Origin of the sequence: Streptomyces sp. NPDC047971 (assembly GCF_040653355.1) — a bacterium.
GTDB lineage: Bacteria > Actinomycetota > Actinomycetes > Streptomycetales > Streptomycetaceae > Streptomyces.
In genome coordinates, this window is sequence record NZ_JBEZNW010000037.1 from 35,179 (window position 1) to 53,627 (window position 18,449).

19 protein-coding genes and 1 riboswitch are annotated in these 18,449 nt (G+C 70.4%); of the genes, 18 read left to right on the plus strand and 1 reads right to left on the minus strand.

Annotated elements, in window-relative coordinates; genetic code table 11:
* The first annotated feature begins 14 nt into the window (after positions 1 to 14).
* The 8 genes from lepB to AB0D99_RS28170 all read left to right on the plus strand — a co-directional run bounded on the left by lepB (position 15) and on the right by AB0D99_RS28170 (position 7,205).
* Positions 15 to 839: a signal peptidase I gene (gene lepB, locus AB0D99_RS28135; RefSeq protein WP_362368131.1), complete on the plus strand. Its 825-nt coding sequence runs from the start codon at positions 15 to 17 to the stop codon at positions 837 to 839.
* 161 nt (positions 840 to 1,000) lie between these two features.
* Complete coding sequence (locus tag AB0D99_RS28140; RefSeq protein ID WP_362368234.1) at positions 1,001 to 1,495, plus strand: NUDIX hydrolase; 495 nt, start codon at positions 1,001 to 1,003, stop codon at positions 1,493 to 1,495.
* Positions 1,496 to 1,552: 57 nt separating this feature from the next.
* On the plus strand, positions 1,553 to 1,861 hold the full coding sequence (locus tag AB0D99_RS28145) for a DUF2469 domain-containing protein (RefSeq protein WP_005311352.1): 309 nt from the start codon (positions 1,553 to 1,555) through the stop codon (positions 1,859 to 1,861).
* Between the two features lie 117 nt (positions 1,862 to 1,978).
* Positions 1,979 to 2,524: a YraN family protein gene (locus AB0D99_RS28150; RefSeq protein ID WP_362368133.1), complete on the plus strand. Its 546-nt coding sequence runs from the start codon at positions 1,979 to 1,981 to the stop codon at positions 2,522 to 2,524.
* 1 nt (position 2,525) lies between these two features.
* Positions 2,526 to 4,139 (plus strand): YifB family Mg chelatase-like AAA ATPase, encoded by a 1,614-nt coding sequence (locus AB0D99_RS28155; protein ID WP_362368136.1) that lies wholly within the window; start codon positions 2,526 to 2,528, stop codon positions 4,137 to 4,139.
* Positions 4,136 to 5,515: a DNA-processing protein DprA gene (gene dprA, locus AB0D99_RS28160; protein WP_362368139.1), complete on the plus strand. Its 1,380-nt coding sequence runs from the start codon at positions 4,136 to 4,138 to the stop codon at positions 5,513 to 5,515. The genes AB0D99_RS28155 and dprA overlap by 4 nt, the downstream gene beginning before the upstream one ends.
* Positions 5,516 to 5,754: 239 nt before the next feature.
* Positions 5,755 to 6,594 (plus strand): RNA polymerase sigma factor WhiG, encoded by an 840-nt coding sequence (whiG, locus tag AB0D99_RS28165; RefSeq protein ID WP_362368142.1) that lies wholly within the window; start codon positions 5,755 to 5,757, stop codon positions 6,592 to 6,594.
* A gap of 53 nt (positions 6,595 to 6,647) precedes the next feature.
* Entirely contained in the window at positions 6,648 to 7,205 is a 558-nt protein-coding gene (locus AB0D99_RS28170; RefSeq protein ID WP_362368238.1) for a helix-turn-helix domain-containing protein, read from the plus strand.
* An 80-nt stretch (positions 7,206 to 7,285) separates the two neighbouring features.
* On the opposite strand, the gene AB0D99_RS28175 is transcribed toward AB0D99_RS28170, so the two are convergent.
* Entirely contained in the window at positions 7,286 to 7,753 is a 468-nt protein-coding gene (locus AB0D99_RS28175) for a M23 family metallopeptidase (RefSeq protein ID WP_362368145.1), read from the minus strand.
* A 257-nt stretch (positions 7,754 to 8,010) separates the two neighbouring features.
* Between AB0D99_RS28175 and rpsB the strand changes: the two genes are divergently transcribed.
* From rpsB to AB0D99_RS28225, 10 genes are all read left to right on the plus strand, one after another.
* Positions 8,011 to 8,895, plus strand: coding sequence for a 30S ribosomal protein S2 (rpsB, locus tag AB0D99_RS28180; protein ID WP_362368147.1), 885 nt, complete (start codon positions 8,011 to 8,013; stop codon positions 8,893 to 8,895).
* A gap of 114 nt (positions 8,896 to 9,009) precedes the next feature.
* Complete coding sequence (gene tsf, locus AB0D99_RS28185) at positions 9,010 to 9,846, plus strand: translation elongation factor Ts (RefSeq protein WP_362368150.1); 837 nt, start codon at positions 9,010 to 9,012, stop codon at positions 9,844 to 9,846.
* Positions 9,847 to 10,004: 158 nt separating this feature from the next.
* Entirely contained in the window at positions 10,005 to 10,769 is a 765-nt protein-coding gene (gene pyrH, locus AB0D99_RS28190) for a UMP kinase (RefSeq protein ID WP_362368153.1), read from the plus strand.
* Between the two features lie 101 nt (positions 10,770 to 10,870).
* The gene (frr, locus tag AB0D99_RS28195; RefSeq protein WP_158990977.1) at positions 10,871 to 11,428 is read left to right on the plus strand and encodes a ribosome recycling factor; all 558 of its coding nucleotides are present in this window, start codon (positions 10,871 to 10,873) and stop codon (positions 11,426 to 11,428) included.
* Positions 11,428 to 12,519 carry a phosphatidate cytidylyltransferase gene (locus tag AB0D99_RS28200; protein WP_362368157.1) on the plus strand — a complete coding sequence of 364 codons (1,092 nt, stop codon included), beginning with the start codon at positions 11,428 to 11,430 and terminating at the stop codon, positions 12,517 to 12,519. The genes frr and AB0D99_RS28200 overlap by 1 nt, the downstream gene beginning before the upstream one ends.
* A gap of 136 nt (positions 12,520 to 12,655) precedes the next feature.
* Positions 12,656 to 14,275, plus strand: coding sequence for an MFS transporter (locus tag AB0D99_RS28205; RefSeq protein ID WP_362368160.1), 1,620 nt, complete (start codon positions 12,656 to 12,658; stop codon positions 14,273 to 14,275).
* Between the two features lie 143 nt (positions 14,276 to 14,418).
* The gene (locus AB0D99_RS28210; RefSeq protein WP_362368163.1) at positions 14,419 to 14,877 is read left to right on the plus strand and encodes an SRPBCC family protein; all 459 of its coding nucleotides are present in this window, start codon (positions 14,419 to 14,421) and stop codon (positions 14,875 to 14,877) included.
* 267 nt (positions 14,878 to 15,144) lie between these two features.
* Complete coding sequence (locus AB0D99_RS28215) at positions 15,145 to 15,681, plus strand: hypothetical protein (protein ID WP_362368166.1); 537 nt, start codon at positions 15,145 to 15,147, stop codon at positions 15,679 to 15,681.
* A 337-nt stretch (positions 15,682 to 16,018) separates the two neighbouring features.
* Positions 16,019 to 17,125 (plus strand): 23S rRNA (adenine(2503)-C(2))-methyltransferase RlmN, encoded by a 1,107-nt coding sequence (gene rlmN / locus AB0D99_RS28220; protein WP_361850956.1) that lies wholly within the window; start codon positions 16,019 to 16,021, stop codon positions 17,123 to 17,125.
* Between the two features lie 29 nt (positions 17,126 to 17,154).
* Positions 17,155 to 17,260, plus strand: a riboswitch (TPP riboswitch).
* Between the two features lie 87 nt (positions 17,261 to 17,347).
* Positions 17,348 to 18,427 carry a thiamine ABC transporter substrate-binding protein gene (locus AB0D99_RS28225; protein WP_362368241.1) on the plus strand — a complete coding sequence of 360 codons (1,080 nt, stop codon included), beginning with the start codon at positions 17,348 to 17,350 and terminating at the stop codon, positions 18,425 to 18,427.
* Positions 18,428 to 18,449 lie beyond the last annotated feature (22 nt).

Consider the following 18,449-nt stretch of genomic DNA (forward strand, 5'->3'; position numbering starts at 1 on the left):
TGGGGAGCGCTGGGATGAGCGGAACGATACGAACGGACGGCCACGGCCGCCTCGGCAGCATCCTGTCGGGGCTCGCCGTGGCCGTCGGCTGTGTCCTCTTCCTCGGCGGCTTCGTCTGGGGAGCCGTCCTCTACAAGCCCTACAGCGTGCCCACCGACTCCATGACCCCCACCCTGGCCGTCGGATCCAAGGTCCTCGCGCAGCGCGTCGACGGCGACGAGGTCCGACGAGGCGACATCGTCATCTTCGAGGACCAGCTCTGGGGCGGCGGGCCGATGGTCAAACGGGTCGTCGGCATCGGCGGCGACACCGTCGCGTGCTGCGGCGCGGACGGCCGGCTCACCGTGAACGGCAAGACCGTCGAGGAGACGTACCTGAGCCCCGGCGCCCCCGCCTCCGGACAACGGTTCTCCGCGACCGTGCCGGACGGCAGCCTCTTCCTCCTCGGCGACGAGCGGCACAACTCCCTCGACTCCCGCGTCCACCTCGAGGAAGCCGGCCAGGGCTCCGTGCCGCGCTCCGCGGTCACCGGCCGCGTCGACGCCGTCGTCTGGCCCATGAACGGCGTCCTGGCACGACCCCAGGGCTTCGCGGCACTGCCGGGCGGGATCTCCCAGCCCGGGCCCGTGACGCCGCTCTTCTACGCGATCGTCGCCGGGTGTGTACTGATCCTGACCGGGGCCGCCTACGGGCCGCTGGCCGCCCGACTCGGCCGGCGCTCCGGGGGAGCTCCGGGCGGTGGCCCGGGAACCGGATCCGGCGGAGCGTCCGGCGGTCCGTCCGGTGGGCGCGGAGACGGGGCCGGAGGACGGCCCGGCAAGGAGACGGTGAGCACGTGACGCGTACCGACGGTCAGGCAGGAGCGACCGGCCAGGCGGGTCGTACCGACGATCAGGCAGGGGTGACGGGCCCGGCCGGTCGTACCGACGGTCAGGCAGGGGTGACGGGCTCGGCCGGCGCGGATGGGGCGGGTTCGGCCGGCGCAGGTTCGGCCGGGGCGGTGACGCCCGGGCGGGAACTGCGGCGGGTCGCACGCGTCGTGCTGCTCGACCCCGACGACCGCATCCTGCTCATGCACGGGTACGAGCCCGACGACCCGGCCCAGACGTGGTGGTTCACGCCCGGCGGCGGCCTGGAGGGCGACGAGACCCGAGAGGAGGCGGCGCTCCGCGAGCTGGCCGAGGAGACCGGGATCACCGACGTCGATCTCGGCCCCGTCATCTGGCAGAGAATCTGCTCCTTCCCCTTCGACGGACGGCGCTGGGACCAGGACGAGTGGTACTACCTGGCACGAACCACCCAGACCGCGACGGCCCCCGGCGGACTCACCGAGCTGGAGACGCGCAGTACCGCGGGGCTGAGGTGGTGGACCTCCGCCGAACTGTCGGCGGCGCGTGAGACGGTGTACCCGACCAGACTCGCCGAGCTGCTGCACCGGCTGCTCGACGAGGGACCGCCGAGCGCGCCGGTGGTGCTCGCCCCGGAAATCGTCTAGGGGTACGAGCGGCTGGCGCGCACAATAGGTGGACGCACGGCTGAAGGGGAACATGCCATGAGCGCCGAGGACCTCGAGAAGTACGAGACCGAGATGGAGCTGAAGCTCTACCGGGAGTACCGCGATGTCGTCGGGCTGTTCAAATACGTGATCGAGACCGAGCGGCGCTTCTACCTCACCAACGACTACGAGATGCAGGTGCACTCGGTCCAGGGCGAGGTGTTCTTCGAAGTGTCCATGGCCGACGCCTGGGTCTGGGACATGTACCGGCCGGCCAGGTTCGTCAAGCAGGTCCGGGTGCTCACCTTCAAGGACGTGAACATCGAGGAGCTCAACAAGAGCGACCTGGAGCTCCCCGGCAGCTGAGACGCGGGCTCAAACCACCCGCAAGGGTGAGACGGTTGTCCACAGACGGGCGACCGTCCACCATGATCCACACCCGCGATCGCGGAGCGTCACAGTCGGTACCGGAGGTGGTACCGAATGAACACGACCCACGTGACCCCCGCGAAAGCCACAACGAGCCCGACCAGGGCGACCCAGCAAGCCAGGCCGACCCAGCAGGCCAGGGCGACCAGGGCGACGAGCCGCGGGAAGGCCACGAGCCCCGCGAACCGAACCAACCCGACCGGCGCGACCGAACCGGCCGAGCCGACGAGCCCGACCAACCCGAGGAACGCACTCGGACGGTACGGAGAAGAACTGGCCGTCCGGCGACTCACCGAAGCCGGCATGACCATCCTCGCGCGGAACTGGCGCTGCAGCCGCACCGGCGAGATCGACATCGTCGCCCGCGACGGCGACACCCTCGTCATCTGCGAGGTGAAGACACGCCGCGAAGGCGCCTTCGAACACCCCATGGCCGCCGTCACGCCCACCAAGGCCGACCGACTCAACCGACTCGCCGCCTGCTGGCTCGACCGCCACGGAGGGCCACCACCCGACGGCGGCGTCCGCATCGACCTCATCGGCATCGTCCTGCCCCGCCGCGGCGCCCCCGCCCTCACCCACGCCCGCGGGGTGGCCTGACATGGGATTCGCCCGCACCTGCTCCGTCGCCCTCGTCGGCGTCGAAGGCGTCGTCGTCGAGGTCCAGGCCGACCTCGAAGCCGGAGTCGCCGCCTTCACCCTCGTCGGACTCCCGGACAAGAGCCTCAGCGAAAGCCGCGACCGCGTCCGCGCCGCCATCGTCAACTCCGACGCCGAATGGCCCCAGAAGAAACTCACCGTCGGACTCAGCCCCGCCTCCGTCCCCAAAGGCGGATCCGGCTTCGACCTCGCCGTCGCCGCGGCCGTCCTCGGCGCCGCCGAACGCATCGACCCCCGAGTGATCGCCGACCTCGTCCTCATCGGCGAACTCGGCCTCGACGGCCGCGTCCGGCCCGTCCGCGGCGTCCTGCCCGCCGTCCTCGCCGCCGCCGAAGCCGGCTACCGACACGTCGTCGTCCCCGAACAGACAGCGGGCGAAGCCTCCCTCGTCCCCGGAGTCTCCGTCCTCGGCGTCCGCAGCCTGCGCCAACTCATCGCCGTACTCTCCGACGAACCCGTCCCCCAAGAGGAAACCGCCGAAGACGGCCGCCCCGACGCCATGCTCGCCGGACTCCTCGTCCCCGGCGCCGGCATCGGCACCGGACTCGCCGCCGACCCCACCGACGGACCCGACCTCGCCGACGTCGCCGGACAGCACAATGCCCGCCGAGCCCTCGAAGTCGCCGCCGCGGGCAGCCACCACCTCCTGCTCTCCGGACCACCCGGCGCCGGAAAAACCATGCTCGCCGAACGACTCCCCGGCATCCTCCCCCCACTCACCCGACAGGAGTCCCTCGAAGTCACCGCCGTCCACTCCGTCGCCGGCATCCTCCCGCCCGGCGAACCCCTCGTCCGCCGCGCCCCCTACTGCGCACCCCACCACTCCGCGACCATGCAATCCCTCGTCGGAGGCGGCAACGGCCTCCCACGCCCCGGCGCCGTGTCCCTCGCCCACCGAGGCGTCCTCTTCCTCGACGAAGCCCCCGAGTTCTCGGGCAAAGCCCTCGACGCCCTACGACAACCCCTCGAATCCGGCCACGTCGTCGTCGCCCGCGCCGCCGGAGTCGTCCGACTCCCCGCCCGCTTCCTCCTCGCCCTCGCGGCCAACCCCTGCCCCTGCGGACGACACACCCTCCACGGAGCCGGATGCGAATGCCCCGCCTCCCTCGTCCGCCGCTACCAGGCACGCCTCTCCGGCCCCCTCCTCGACCGCGTCGACCTCCGCGTCGAAGCCGAACCCGTCACCCGATCCGACCTCCTCGGACAAGGCGGCCGCGGCGAAACCACCGCCACCGTCGCCGACCGCGTCCGCGAAGCCCGCGCCCGCGCGGCGGCCCGCCTCGCCGACACCCCCTGGAACGTCAACAGCGAAGTCCCCGGACACGAACTGCGCACCCGCCACCTCCTGCACCCCGGAGCCCTCGCCGCCGCCGAACGCGACATCGAACGCGGACTCCTCACCGCACGCGGCCTCGACCGAGTCGTCCGCGTCGCCTGGACCGTCGCCGACCTCGCCGGACACGACCGACCCGACGCCCAGGACGTCGCACTCGCCCTCCAACTGCGCACCGGCATCACCCGAGGCGTACCCGTCGGAGCAGGAGACCGCCCATGACCCCCGACCCGACACCCCACGCGGCGACAACACCCCACCGCAGCCCCGGCACGGAACACCGCACGGAAGAAACACCCCACGCCACCCCGGACGAAGAACGCACCACCCCACACGAAGAACGCGGCAGCCCGGACACAGAGCGCCCCGCCACCACCCCTGACGCAGAGCGCCTCGCCGCCACCTCCGACGAAGAGCGCCTCGCCCGCGCCGCGCTCACCCGCATCGTCGAACCCGGAGACGAACACGCCGGCCGCTGGCTCCGCCGATACGGCGCCACGGGCTTCCTCCACCGCCTCCGCCACCCCACCGCAGCCGATCACCGGGCCCGCACCGACACCGACCACCCACCCCACGACACCGCGGACTTCCCCGGCACCGGAGCGAAACGCGTCGACGGCTGGCGACGACGAGCCGCGACCGCCGAACCACGACGCGACCTCGACACAGCCACCCGACACGGCACCCGGCTCGTCATCCCCGGCGACACCGAATGGCCCCGGCAACTCGACGACCTCGGCGACACCCGCCCCATCGGACTCTGGCTCCGCGGCCCGGCCGACCTGCGTGCCTGGGCCCTGCGCTCCGTAGCCCTCGTCGGAGCCCGCGCCTGCACCCCCTACGGCGCGCACATGGCCACCACCCTCGCCTCAGGACTCGCCGAACGCGGCTGGGTCGTCGTCTCCGGCGCAGCCTTCGGCATCGACGGCGCCGCCCACAGAGGCGCCCTCGCCGCCCAAGGCGCCACCATCGCCGTCCTCGCCTGCGGCGTCGACGTCCCCTACCCCCGCGGCCACGCCGGACTCATCGGCCGCATCGCCGAACAAGGACTCCTCGTAGGAGAGTTGCCACCCGGCAGCCACCCCACCCCCAGCCGATTCATCCTCCGCAACCGCGTCATCGCCGCACTCACCCGAGGCACCGTCGTCGTCGAGGCCCAGTACCGCAGCGGCTCCCTCGTCACTGCCCGCAACGCCCACCGCCTCGGCCGCCACACCATGGGCGTCCCCGGCGCCGTCACCAGCGGCCTCTCCGCCGGAGTCCACGAACTCCTGCGCGGCGAAGCCACCCTCGTCACCGACGCCGACGAAGTGATCGAACTCGTCGGCGCCATGGGCCAGCTCGCCCCCACCCGCCGCGGCCCCGTACTCCCCAGAGACCTCCTCGACCCCCACACGGCCCACATCCTCGAAGCCCTCCCCGCCGGCCGTCCCACCCCCACTCCACAGATCGCCGACCGCGCCGCCGCCACCCCCGACGACACCCTCGCCAAGCTGTACGAACTGCACGCCCTCGGGTTCGTCGAACGGCAAGGCGATGGCTGGCGATTGACGAACAGCCCCCCAGAAGGGACGAACGCGCGGCGAGGCGGTGCTTGACCTGGAGCATTCGGGTGAAAAGGTGATGCCGATGAACAACCGAGTGTTCTCGGCCGCACCCGAGGGGCCCGCACGCGCCGCGGCCCGGGTTCGAAGGTGTGGTCGAGGGCGGCCACCCGGACCGGCGCGATCCGCAGAGGTTCGCTCACCGCGACAGTCCAGTCACGCTACGCTCACCAGGACTCCTTACCGGACACACCCACCGACCCACTCCACAGCAGAACGGCTCAAGGCGACGCATGCCCCAGCACACCTCCGGGTCTGACCGCGCTGCGGTGCCCCCAGCAGCCCGGGGAGGCACCGTGCGACCGCCCGCACCGACATCGCTCGACGAACTGTGGCGCTCCTACAAGGACACAGGCGACGAGCGGCTGCGCGAACAGCTGATCCTGCACTACTCCCCGCTCGTGAAGTACGTCGCCGGCCGCGTCAGCGTCGGACTGCCGTCCAATGTGGAACAGGCCGACTTCGTCTCCTCCGGAGTCTTCGGGCTGATCGACGCCATCGAGAAATTCGACGTCGAACGGTCGATCAAGTTCGAGACCTACGCCATCACCCGCATCCGCGGCGCCATGATCGACGAACTGAGGGCCCTGGACTGGATCCCCCGCTCCGTGCGCCAGAAGGCGCGCAACGTCGAGCGCGCCTACGCCACCCTCGAAGCCCAGCTGAGACGGACCCCCTCCGAGAGCGAGGTGGCCGCCGAGATGGGCATCGCTCTGGAGGAACTGCACGCTGTTTTCAGCCAGTTGTCCCTCGCGAACGTCGTGGCACTCGAAGAGCTGCTGCACGTCGGAGGAGAGGGCGGCGACCGGCTGTCCATCATGGACACCCTCGAGGACACCGCCGCCGACAATCCCGTCGAGATCGCCGAGGACCGCGAGCTCAGAAGGCTGCTCGCCCGTGCGATCAACACGCTTCCCGACCGCGAGAAGACCGTCGTCACGCTCTACTACTACGAAGGCCTCACCCTCGCCGAGATCGGCCACGTCCTCGGCGTCACCGAGAGCCGTGTCAGCCAGATCCACACCAAGTCGGTGCTGCAGCTGCGGGCCAAGCTGGCCGACGTAGGGCGCTGACGCCGCGGGGCCGGTCGTACAGTGGAGCCGTGCCCAGGATTCGAGCGGCCAGTGTGGCCGAGCACCGGACGATGCAGCGCGGCGCCCTGCTGGACGCCGCGCGATCCCTGCTGTCCGAGGGCGGTACGGAGGCGCTGACCTTCCCCGCCCTCGCCGAGCGCACGGGCTTGGCCCGCTCCTCGGTGTACGAGTACTTCCGCTCCCGCGCGGCCGTGGTCGAGGAGCTGTGCGCCGTCGACTTCCCCGTCTGGGCGGCCGAGGTCGAGGCGGCGATGGCCCAGGCCGAGACGGCTGAGGGCAAGGTCGAGGCGTATGTGCGCAAGCAGCTGGAGCTGGTGGGGGACCGGCGCCACCGGGCGGTCGTCGCCATCTCCGCGAGCGAGCTCGACGACGGCGCACGCGAGAAGATCCGCGCGGCCCACGGCGGTCTCGTCGCCATGATCGTCGAAGCGCTCGCGGACCTCGGCCAGGCCCAGCCCCGCCTCGGTGCGATGCTCCTCCAGGGCGTCGTGGACGCGGCCGTACGCCGCATCGAGCTCGGAGCCGCGGAGGAGCCGGACCGGATCGCCGACGCGGCGGTCGCCATGGCCCTCCGAGGCGTCAGCGGCTGATCCCCCTGGGGGCCCTCCCCCCCCCGCCCCCCTCTCCCTCCCCCCGCCCCCCTCCCTCCCCTCCCCGTCGTGGTCGTGCGTCAAGGCATCCCTGTCACCGGCAGCAGCCTCGATGGGCCCTGGCGGAGGAGCGACAGGGGGTTCAGATAGGTGTCGCCGCGCAGGAGGCCCCAGTGGAGGCAGGACTCCGGGCAGTGCGGGGTTTCCCCGGGTGGCTCGGTGAGGGTGGCGACGGGTTGGCCGCGGGTGACCGTGGTGCCGGGGGCGACGGTGGCCTCCACCGGTTCGTAGGTGGTGCGCAGTGGTGGGTTTCCGGTGTTCGGCAGGGTGATCGTGAGGACTCCGCGGCCCGCCACCCGGCCCGCGAAGGTGACGACTCCGGAGGCCGCCGCTTTCACCGGGGTGCCCGGTGGGGCGGCCAGGTCGAGGCCGCGGTGGCCGGGGCCGTAGGGGCCGGCGGGTGGGTCCCAGCCGCGGATGATCTCGGGGCGGGGTGGTCCCACGGGCCAGATCAGGGCGGCTGTCAGGAGCAGTGTCGTGAGGTGCATGGGGATCACCCTCGCGTGGGCGCCCGCTTCATGGGGATCATGGCCGGTATCTGTGGAATACCGGTCGGTTGTGGACAGCGCCGTCACCCGGCACGCCCCGGGTCCCGTACACTTCCTATGGCGATCCGGGTCACCGGGTCGACTTCGCACGCCCCGCCACCCAACCCTCACCGGTCGTGGCAGCGCCTTTCGGTCCCTTGTGGCACGGCGCGTCGGGGCGTCAGGACATAACCGAGAAAACTCAAGGAGATACGGCCATGGCCGTCGTCACGATGCGGGAGCTGCTGGAGAGCGGCGTCCACTTCGGTCACCAGACCCGTCGCTGGAACCCGAAGATGAAGCGCTTCATCTTCACCGAGCGCAACGGCATCTACATCATCGACCTGCTCCAGTCGCTGTCGTACATCGACCGCGCCTACGAGTTCGTCAAGGAGACCGTCGCCCACGGCGGCTCCATCATGTTCGTCGGTACGAAGAAGCAGGCCCAGGAGGCCATCGCCGAGCAGGCGACGCGTGTCGGCATGCCGTACGTCAACCAGCGTTGGCTCGGTGGCATGCTCACCAACTTCTCCACCGTCTACAAGCGTCTGCAGCGCCTCAAGGAGCTTGAGCAGATCGACTTCGAGGACGTCGCCGCCTCGGGTCTCACCAAGAAGGAGCTCCTGGTCCTCTCCCGCGAGAAGGCCAAGCTGGAGAAGACCCTCGGTGGTATCCGCGAGATGCAGAAGGTGCCGAGCGCCGTCTGGATCGTCGACACCAAGAAGGAGCACATCGCCGTCGGTGAGGCGCGCAAGCTCCACATCCCGGTCGTCGCGATCCTCGACACCAACTGTGACCCCGACGAGGTCGACTACAAGATCCCGGGCAACGACGACGCGATCCGCTCCGTCACCCTGCTCACCCGCGTGATCGCCGACGCCGTCGCCGAGGGCCTCATCGCCCGCTCCGGCGCCGCGACCGGCGACTCGAAGCCGGGCGAGAAGGCCGCGGGCGAGCCGCTCGCCGAGTGGGAGCGCGACCTGCTCGAGGGTGAGAAGAAGGCTGACGAGGCCGAGGCTCCGGCCGCCGCCGAGGCCGAGAAGGCCGAGGCCGCTGAGGCTCCGGCCGCCGAGGCTCCGGCCGCCGAGGCCGAGCAGGCCTGACCCACGGCCCGACCTTCACAGGTCCGGTTGTTTCGGATGTCGACGGCGGGGGCCCACGAAGCCCCCGCCGTCCACCCGTAGATCTTTCAGACTTCGAGAGAGAAACTCAGACTCATGGCGAACTACACCGCCGCTGACGTCAAGAAGCTCCGTGAGCTCACCGGCGCCGGCATGATGGACTGCAAGAAGGCTCTGGACGAGGCCGACGGCAACGTCGACAAGGCCGTCGAGGCCCTGCGCATCAAGGGCCAGAAGGGCGTCGCCAAGCGCGAGGGCCGCTCTGCCGAGAACGGCGCCGTCGTCTCCCTCATCGCCGACGACAACACCTCCGGTGTCCTCGTCGAGCTGAAGTGCGAGACGGACTTCGTCGCCAAGGGTGACAAGTTCCAGGCCGTCGCCAACCAGCTGGCCGCGCACGTCGCCGCGTCCTCCCCGGCCGACCTGGAGGCGCTGCTCGCCTCCGAGATCGAGGCCGGCAAGACCGTGCAGGCGTTCGTCGACGAGGCCAACGCCAACCTCGGCGAGAAGATCGTCCTGGACCGCTTCGCGCAGTACTCGGACGGCTTCGTCTTCGCGTACATGCACCGCACGATGCCGGACCTCCCGCCGCAGATCGGTGTCCTCGTCGAGTTCGACAAGGACGACGCCGCCGTCGCCAAGGGTGTCGCCCAGCACATCGCCGCCTTCGCGCCGAAGTACCTCACCCGTGAGGACGTTCCGGCCGAGGTCGTCGAGACCGAGCGTCGCGTCGCCGAGGAGACCACCCGCGCCGAGGGCAAGCCCGAGGCCGCGCTCCCGAAGATCGTCGAGGGTCGCGTCAACGGCTTCTTCAAGGACGCCACGCTGCTCGGCCAGCCGTACGCCCTTGACAACAAGAAGTCCGTCCAGCAGATCCTGGACGAGGCCGGTGTCACCCTGAAGCGCTTCACCCGCATCAAGGTCGGCATCTGAGTCCGTACGCAACGGACACCGGACCCCGGTAGGGTCTGAAGCAGTCGTCCACGCTCGCGTAGGACGACCGCAGATCTGACGAGGAGGCCATTGCCGTACGGGAAACCGCAAGGACCCACCGGCAATGGCCTTCGTCGTATGTGCACGAGGAGATCTCCATGAACCAGGGCGCCGCACAGGGCGACGACATCCACGGCAAAAAGTCCGGCCGCTTCATGCTGAAGCTGTCCGGCGAGGCGTTCGCCGGCGGCGGCGCGCTCGGCGTCGACCCCGACGTCGTGCACAAAATCGCGCGCGAGATCGCCGCGGTCGTCCGCGACGGGGCGGAGATCGCGGTCGTGATCGGCGGCGGCAACTTCTTCCGCGGCGCCGAGCTGCAGGTGCGCGGCATGGACCGGGCGCGCTCCGACTACATGGGAATGCTCGGCACCGTCATGAACTGCCTCGCCCTCCAGGACTTCCTGGAGAAGGAGGGCATCGACTCCCGAGTCCAGACCGCCATCACCATGGGCCAGGTCGCGGAGCCGTACATTCCACTGCGTGCCGTGCGCCACCTGGAGAAGGGCCGTGTGGTCATCTTCGGTGCCGGCATGGGAATGCCGTACTTCTCCACCGACACCACGGCCGCCCAGCGTGCCCTGGAGATCGACGCCGAGGCCCTGCTGATGGGCAAGAACGGCGTGGACGGGGTCTACGACTCCGACCCGAAGGCGAACCCCGACGCGGTCAAGTTCGACGCGCTGGAGTACGGCGAGGTGCTCGCCCGGGACCTGAAGGTCGCGGACGCCACCGCCATCACGCTGTGCCGCGACAACAATCTCCCGATCCTCGTCTTCGAACTGCTCGCGGAGGGCAATATCGCGCGCGCGGTGAAGGGTGAGAAGATCGGCACTCTCGTGAGCGACCAGGGCACCCGGGCCTGAGCCTCGGCTCGAATCCGGGTACCTCCCCGCGAGGGGATGGACAGAGCCCTGCCGGTCGTACACCGTGCAGGACAAGACGCGACGACACGCAGGAGCAAGTGGTGATCGAAGAGACCCTCCTCGAGGCCGAGGAGAAGATGGAGAAGGCCGTCGTGGTCGCCAAGGAGGACTTCGCCGCGATCCGCACCGGCCGTGCGCACCCGGCGATGTTCAACAAGATCGTGGCCGACTACTACGGTGCCATCACGCCGATCAATCAGCTGGCGTCGTTCTCGGTGCCCGAGCCGCGCATGGCCGTGGTGACCCCGTTCGACAAGAGCGCGCTGCGCAACATCGAGCAGGCGATCCGTGACTCGGACCTCGGTGTCAACCCGAGCAACGACGGCAACATCATCCGTGTGGTGTTCCCGGAGCTCACCGAGGAGCGCCGCCGCGAGTACATCAAGGTCGCCAAGGGCAAGGCCGAGGACTCGAAGATCTCCATCCGTTCCGTGCGCCGCAAGGCCAAGGAGACCATCGACAAGCTGGTCAAGGACGGCGAGGTCGGCGAGGACGAGGGTCGCCGCGGCGAGAAGGAGCTCGACGACACCACCGCGAAGTACGTGGCGCAGGTGGACGAGCTGCTCAAGCACAAGGAAGCCGAGCTGCTCGAGGTCTGATGAACGACTCTTCCTGGGGGGCCCCGGCCGGTTCCGGCTACTGGGGGCCCGACCAGGGGCCTGCCCCGGCGGGTCCCGCATACGATGGGCTGCAGGCGGCGCAGACTCGGCCCATGCCCATCGTGCCCGACGTCCCCGCCGGCGATCACCAGGACGACCACGACCGGGGGGCCGCTCAGCGGAGCGGTCCCCTGTTCCGTGACGAGACGCCGAACGAGCACCCGCAGGAGCCCATGTCCAGCCCGTCGCAGCCCGCGCCCGCGGCTCCGCAGAAGAAGAGCGCGGGGCGCGACCTGGGTGCGGCCATAGGGGTCGGCGTCGGGCTAGGCGCCGTGATCGTCGCGTCCCTGTTCATCTGGAAGGCGGCGTTCGTCGGTGTCATAGCGGTCGCCGTCGTCGTCGGTCTGTGGGAGCTCACGTCCCGTCTGCAGGAGCGCAAGGGCATCAAGGCCCCGCTCGTCCCGCTCGCCGTCGGCGGTGCGGCGATGGTGGTGGCCGGGTACGTCCGGGGTGTCGAGGGTGCGTGGGTCGCCATGGCCCTCACGGCGCTCGCGGTGCTGGTGTGGCGTATGACGGAGCCGCCCGAGGGCTATCTGAAGGACGTCACGGCGGGTGTGTTCGCCGCGTTCTACGTGCCGTTCCTGGCGACGTTCGTGGCGTTGATGCTCACGGCCGACGACGGGGCGGAGCGCGTGCTCACGTTCCTCGTGCTGACGGTGGTCAGCGACACCGGCGCGTATGCGATCGGCTGGCGTTTCGGCAGGCACAAGCTGGCTCCGCGGATCAGTCCGGGGAAGACCCGGGAGGGTCTGTTCGGCGCGGTGGGCTTCGCGATGGCGGCGGGCGCGCTGTGCATGGAGTTCCTGATCGACGGTGGTTCGTGGTGGCAGGGTCTGCTGCTGGGCCTGGCGGTGGCGGCGAGCGCGACGCTCGGTGACCTCGGCGAGTCGATGATCAAGCGTGATCTGGGCATCAAGGACATGGGGACGCTGCTGCCGGGTCACGGCGGCATCATGGACCGGCTGGACTCCCTGCTGCCGACCGCGCCGGTGGTGTGGCTGCTGTTCGTGCTGTTCGTCGGTACGACCTGAGGCAGGCGTTCGTGGTGAAGGGCCCGCCGTCCCCCGTGGGGGACGGCGGGCCCTTTCCGCTTGTCGGTGCCGCCATGCGGTGGACGTCTCCGGCGGGTCGTCGCTCCGCCGTCGGGGGCGTTGGCACGATGCGCCCATGGCACCCAGGGGAGGCAGCGCGGAAGGCCCGGCGGCGGGGGCGCGACTGGTCCTGCTGACCCTTGCGGCCGGTCAGTTCCTGATGGCGCTCGACAGCTCCGTCATGAACGTCTCGATCGCGACGGTGGCCGACGACGTGGGGACCACGGTCACCGGGATCCAGGGCGCGATCACGGCGTACACGCTGGTGATGGCGATGTTCATGATCCCCGGGGGCAAGGTCGGGGCGCTGATCGGCCGTCGGCGCGCGTTCATGATCGGCTGTGTCGTCTACGGCTGCGGGTCCCTGACCACGGCGCTGGCGCCGAACCTTCCGCTGCTGCTGTTCGGCTGGTCGTTCCTGGAGGGGATCGGTGCGGCGCTCATCATGCCGGCGATCGTGGCTCTGGTGGCCGGGAACTTCGCCACGGAGCGGCGCGCGGGGGCGTACGGCATCGTGGCGGCCGCCGGGGCGGTGGCCATCGCCCTGGGGCCGCTGATCGGCGGTGTCGCCACGACGTACTTCTCCTGGCGGTGGGTCTTCGCCGGTGAGGTCCTGGTGGTGCTCGTCATCCTGGTGTTCGCCCGGCGCATCGCCGACGCGGTGGGGGAGGAGCGGCCGCGGATCGACCTCCTCGGGGTCGTGCTGTCCGCGCTCGGGCTCGGGATCTTCGTCTACGGTGTGCTGCGCTCGGACGAATGGGGCTGGTTCCGGCCGAAGCCGGACGCGCCGTCGTGGCTGGGTGTCTCGATGGTCGTGTGGACGATGCTGGTGGGCCTGCTGCTGGTGTGGCTCTTCCTGCGGTGGGAGGCGCGGCTCGCGGTCCGCGGCCGGGAGCCGCTGGTCGACCCGGAGATGCTGCGGAACAAGCAGCTCACCGGTGGTCTGACGATGTTCTTCTTCCAGTACCTGGTCCAGATGGGCGTGTTCTTCGTCGTCCCGCTCTATCTGTCGATCGCCCTGGGCCTGTCCGCGCTGGCGACGGGGGCGCGCATCCTGCCGCTCTCGTTGACGCTGCTGGCGGCGGCCGTCCTGATCCCGCGCTTCCTCCCGGACGTCTCGCCGCGGCGGGTGGTGCGGCTGGGGGTGCTGGCGCTGCTGGCGGGGGCGCTCGCCATGATGGCCGCGCTCGACGCCGACGCGGGCGCGGAGATCGTGACCGTTCCCCTGCTGCTGATCGGGCTGGGGATGGGGGCGCTGGCCTCGCAGCTCGGTTCGGTGACCGTGTCGGCCGTTCCGGACAGCCGGAGTGCGGAGGTCGGCGGCGTGCAGAACGCGGTGACCAATCTCGGCGCGTCGATCGGTACGGCACTTGCCGGGTCGCTTCTCATCGGGGCGCTCACCGCCTCGTTCCTGACCAGCGTCGAGCAGAACGCGGCGATCCCGGCCGAGGTCAAGAACAAGGCCGCCGTCGAGCTGCAGAGCGGTGTGCCGTTCCTGTCGGACGAGCAGCTGATGACGGCTCTCGACGAGGCGGGCACCACGCCGGAGGTGACTCAGGCCGCGATGGAGGCGAACGCCGCCGCCCGTCTGGACGGCCTGCGGGCCGCCCTCGCGATCCTCGCGCTGTCCTCCGTCCTCGCGCTGTTCTTCACCCCGCGGATCCCTTCCAGGCAGCCCGGCGCCGCGCGGACCTGAGGGGGCGGGCGCGGGGCGGCCGGAATCCGTTCGGACGTGCTGGAGGGCGGTGGCGGGCGGTCCGCGTGAGTCTGGGGGTGAGGCCCGGGGCGCCGGAAGGCGAGCCCGTGACGGCCCCACCGTCCGGAAGGAGCGTGATCGGCGTGGCCCGGAACCGCCGTCTGATCCTGAGCTCGCCGTCGGAGGTCTGGCGGCTGCTGTCCCAAGGTCACCGTTACGGGGAGTGGGTCACGGGAACCCAGCAGGTCCTGGCGGCCGACCCGCACTGGCCGGACGTGGGTGCGCGGCTGAAGGTCCGGGTCGGCGGAGGCCCCCTCACCCTCGACGACACGGTCGTCGTCCGTATCTGCGAGCCGCAGCGCCGGCTGGAGCTGGAGGCGCGGGCGGAGCCCTTCGGCGCGGCCCGGATCGCGATGACCTTGCTCCCGTGGGGCGAGCACACGCTCTTCACGCTCGACTGGCATCCGCTGCGGGGCCCGGGGACCCGGATGCACGGGCTGCCGGTGGACTACCTCGTCGCCGTCCGCAACGGCATGATGCTGACGAAGCTGGCACGGATCGCGGTGCGGGAGCACGCCGCGAACACGCTCCGGTCCGTCTGAGGGCCGAGCGGGACTACGGGCACCCCTCCGGTACCCCGGGGCCGCCGGGACGGCCCGGCCCACACCCGCGCGCGTCTGTGACACCGGCAGCACCATGCCCGAGCCCGGTGAACTCACCGGCTTCGACGAGCGCGCGGTCCCGTCGGCGGCGCTGTCACTCCACCGGTCCGGTCCGGCGCGACACGTGTCCGGTCGACTGGACAGGCTGGGATTCCGTTCGCGGGACGGGCGTCACGACGCGGTCCCGCCTCACCGATGGGAGCACCCATGCGCGGTCCTTTCACGCGCGCCGCCACGAAGGCCGGTTTCATACTGGCCACGCTGGGCCTGGCCACCACCGCAGCCACGACCACCGCGGCGGCCCAGCCCGCACAGGAGATCGACCGAGAGACCGTCGTGCTGCCCCTGAGTGGCACGTTCGGCGCGCTCTTCTCGGAGCCGATCGACATCACCGGCAGCGTCCGGGTCCGGGTCGTGACCGATCCCGAGCCGGGAGGTGGCGGCACTGCCCGCGTGACCAGCACCCTGCTGAACACCACCGGCATCGGCGAGGTCAGCGGCGACAGCTACCGCTTCGTCGGCAGCGACACCAACGAAGTCACCTACCCGCCGGGCCCGGTCACCCCGCTGACCTTCCGCCCCACTTTCTTCAAGGTCTTCCCGCCGGGTCCCGTCGTCCCGCCGAACCCGATCCTCCCGCCGCACCCCGTCCAGCCCGTCATCGTCGACGTGTCGCTCGCACCCGACGGCGCCATCGAGGGCATCAGCGCCCGGGTCGACCCGGGTCTGTTCGACAACCCCTGAGACCAGCGAGCCGAAGCACACGCGGCGACGGCCCGGCATCCCGATCACAGCGGGAGCCGGGCCGTCGGCGTGCGGGGCCAGGTGCGCGGGCGGCCCGGATGCCTCCCTGGGGAGTCGGGTGAGGGCGGTGCGCCTGGACGAGGGAGAGCCTCCGCCGGTTCGGCGCGCTGGCGATGGCACACGCCCTGATCTGGGGTTTCGCTCGCCGAGCAAGAGTGGGGAGGGAAGTCCTGGGCCGTCCGAGGGCCACGTGCGACGCCCGGGGACGGCCATGACGACCGCCGCCCATGGCTTCCGCCCCAGGCCACAGGGTTCCGTCTGCGACACTGGTACCACCATGCCCAAGCCCGGAGAACTCACTTTCGTCGCCCCCCGCGGAGCCAAGAAGCCGCCGCGGCACCTCGCCGACCTCACGCCCGCCGAGCGCAAGGAGGCCGTCGCCGCGATCGGCGAGAAGCCGTTCCGCGCGAAGCAGCTGTCCACGCACTACTTCGCGCGGTACGCCCACGACCCCGCCGAGTGGACCGACATTCCCGCGTCCTCGCGGGAGAAGCTGCAGGGCGAGCTGCTGCCCGACCTGATGTCCGTGGTCCGGCACATCTCGTGCGACGACGACACCACCCGCAAGACCCTGTGGAAGCTGCACGACGGCACGCTCGTCGAGTCCGTGCTGATGCGGTACCCGGACCGGGTCACCATGTGCATCTCCTCGCAGGCCGGCTGCGGGATGAACTGTCCGTTCTGCGCCACCGGCCAGGCCGGTCTGGACCGGAACCTGTCGACCGCCGAGATCGTGCACCAGATCGTCGACGGGATGCGCGCCCTGCGTGACGGCGAGGTGCCCGGCGGGCCCGCGCGGCTCAGCAACATCGTCTTCATGGGCATGGGCGAGCCGCTCGCCAACTACAAGCGCGTCGTCGGCGCCATCCGGCGGCTCACCGACCCCGAGCCGGACGGTCTCGGCCTGTCGCAGCGCGGGATCACGGTCTCCACCGTCGGTCTCGTGCCCGCCATGCTGCGCTTCGCCGACGAGGGCTTCAAGTGCCGGCTCGCCGTCTCCCTGCACGCCCCCGACGACGAGCTGCGCGACACCCTCGTGCCCGTCAACACGCGCTGGAAGGTCCGTGAGGTCCTCGACGCGGCGTGGGAGTACGCGGAGAAGTCCGGCCGCCGGATCTCCATCGAGTACGCCCTGATCCGCGACATCAACGACCAGGCGTGGCGAGGCGACCTCCTCGGGCGGCTGCTCAAGGGCAAGAGGGTCCATGTGAACCTCATTCCGCTGAACCCGACGCCCGGGTCGAAGTGGACCGCGTCGCGTCCCGAGGACGAGAAGGCGTTCGTCGAGGCCATCGCCGCCCACGGCGTCCCGGTGACCGTCCGTGACACCCGCGGTCAGGAGATCGACGGCGCCTGTGGACAGCTGGCGGCGTCCGAACGCTGACCTTGTACTCTGTGCTCGAACACATCTGCATATTCCGACAGGGGAGCGCCACAGCGCTGAGAGTGCGGTCAGGACCGCAGACCCTCTGAACCTTGCCCAGGTCATTCTGGGTAGGAAGTTCGGTCGTAACTCGAGCTGTTGCGCCCTGCCCGCCTTCCGGTCGGCAGGGCCGCGTCTCTTCCTGGTCACACCCAGGAGGACATTTCAGTGATCACCAAGAAGATGGTCGCCGCGGGCGTAGCCGCCGCGCTGGGCGTCACGGCCCTCGCCGCCTGCAGTACCGAGGACATCAGGGGCGCGGCGGGCAAGAGCGGTGAGCCCGTGCCGAAGACCGTGACCCTCGTGAGCCACGACTCCTTCAATGCCTCCAAGGAGGTGCTGGCGGAGTTCACGAAGCAGACCGGCCTCACGGTCAAGGTCCTCAAGAGCGGTGACGCGGGCGAGGCGGTCAACAAGGAGATCCTGACCAAGGGCTCCCCGCAGGGCGACGTCTTCTTCGGCGTCGACAACACCCTGCTGTCCCGCGCGCTCGACAACGGGATCTTCGTCCCGTACGAGGCGAAGGGCCTGGACCGGATCCCCGCCGAGGTCCAGCTCGACAAGGAGCGCCGGGTCACCCCGATCGACTCCGGTGACATCTGCGTCAACTACGACAAGAAGTACTTCGCGGACAAGAAGCTGGCGCCGCCGCAGACCTTCGACGACCTCGCGAAGCCCGCGTACAAGGACCTGCTGGTCGTCGAGAACCCCGAGCGCTCCTCCCCGGGCCTCGGCTTCCTGCTCGGCACCGCCGCCCGGTACGGCGACGGCGGCTGGCAGGACTACTGGAAGAAGCTCAAGGCCAACGGCGTGAAGACCGTCGACAGCTGGGAGCTCGCCTACAACCAGGAGTTCTCCGGCTCGGCCGGCGGCAAGAAGGCCAAGGGCGACCGCCCGCTGGTCGTCTCGTACGCCTCCAGCCCGCCGGTCGAGGTCCTCTACTCCGAGCCGCAGCCCAAGGAGGCGCCCACCGGTGTCTCCACCGGCACCTGCTTCCGGCAGATCGAGTTCGCCGGGCTGCTGAACGGGGCGAAGAACCCCGAGGGCGGCAAGGCCCTGATCGACTTCCTGATCTCCAAGAAGTTCCAGGACGACATGCCGCTGCAGATGTTCGTCAACCCGGTGGCCGAGGACGCCACCCTGCCGGAGCTCTTCACGAAGCACGGCGTGGTGATCGACAAGCCGCTGACGATGGCGCCCGAGAAGATCGCCGAGAACCGTGACCAGTGGATCCAGCAGTGGTCGTCGCTCGTTCTGAAGTAGTTCCCGACCGCAGGGGAAGCGC

Coding starts and splice junctions, on each gene's coding strand:
- whiG (WP_362368142.1), top strand. CDS start 5,755: ATGCCCCAGCACACCTCCGGGTCTGACCGCGCTGCGGTGCCCCCAGCA.
- rlmN (WP_361850956.1), top strand. CDS start 16,019: ATGCCCAAGCCCGGAGAACTCACTTTCGTCGCCCCCCGCGGAGCCAAG.
- tsf (WP_362368150.1), top strand. CDS start 9,010: ATGGCGAACTACACCGCCGCTGACGTCAAGAAGCTCCGTGAGCTCACC.
- AB0D99_RS28205 (WP_362368160.1), top strand. CDS start 12,656: ATGGCACCCAGGGGAGGCAGCGCGGAAGGCCCGGCGGCGGGGGCGCGA.
- AB0D99_RS28155 (WP_362368136.1), top strand. CDS start 2,526: ATGGGATTCGCCCGCACCTGCTCCGTCGCCCTCGTCGGCGTCGAAGGC.
- AB0D99_RS28215 (WP_362368166.1), top strand. CDS start 15,145: ATGCGCGGTCCTTTCACGCGCGCCGCCACGAAGGCCGGTTTCATACTG.
- pyrH (WP_362368153.1), top strand. CDS start 10,005: ATGAACCAGGGCGCCGCACAGGGCGACGACATCCACGGCAAAAAGTCC.
- AB0D99_RS28225 (WP_362368241.1), top strand. CDS start 17,348: ATGGTCGCCGCGGGCGTAGCCGCCGCGCTGGGCGTCACGGCCCTCGCC.
- AB0D99_RS28145 (WP_005311352.1), top strand. CDS start 1,553: ATGAGCGCCGAGGACCTCGAGAAGTACGAGACCGAGATGGAGCTGAAG.
- lepB (WP_362368131.1), top strand. CDS start 15: ATGAGCGGAACGATACGAACGGACGGCCACGGCCGCCTCGGCAGCATC.
- AB0D99_RS28200 (WP_362368157.1), top strand. CDS start 11,428: ATGAACGACTCTTCCTGGGGGGCCCCGGCCGGTTCCGGCTACTGGGGG.
- AB0D99_RS28175 (WP_362368145.1), bottom strand. CDS start 7,753: ATGCACCTCACGACACTGCTCCTGACAGCCGCCCTGATCTGGCCCGTG.
- AB0D99_RS28150 (WP_362368133.1), top strand. CDS start 1,979: ATGAACACGACCCACGTGACCCCCGCGAAAGCCACAACGAGCCCGACC.
- dprA (WP_362368139.1), top strand. CDS start 4,136: ATGACCCCCGACCCGACACCCCACGCGGCGACAACACCCCACCGCAGC.
- rpsB (WP_362368147.1), top strand. CDS start 8,011: ATGGCCGTCGTCACGATGCGGGAGCTGCTGGAGAGCGGCGTCCACTTC.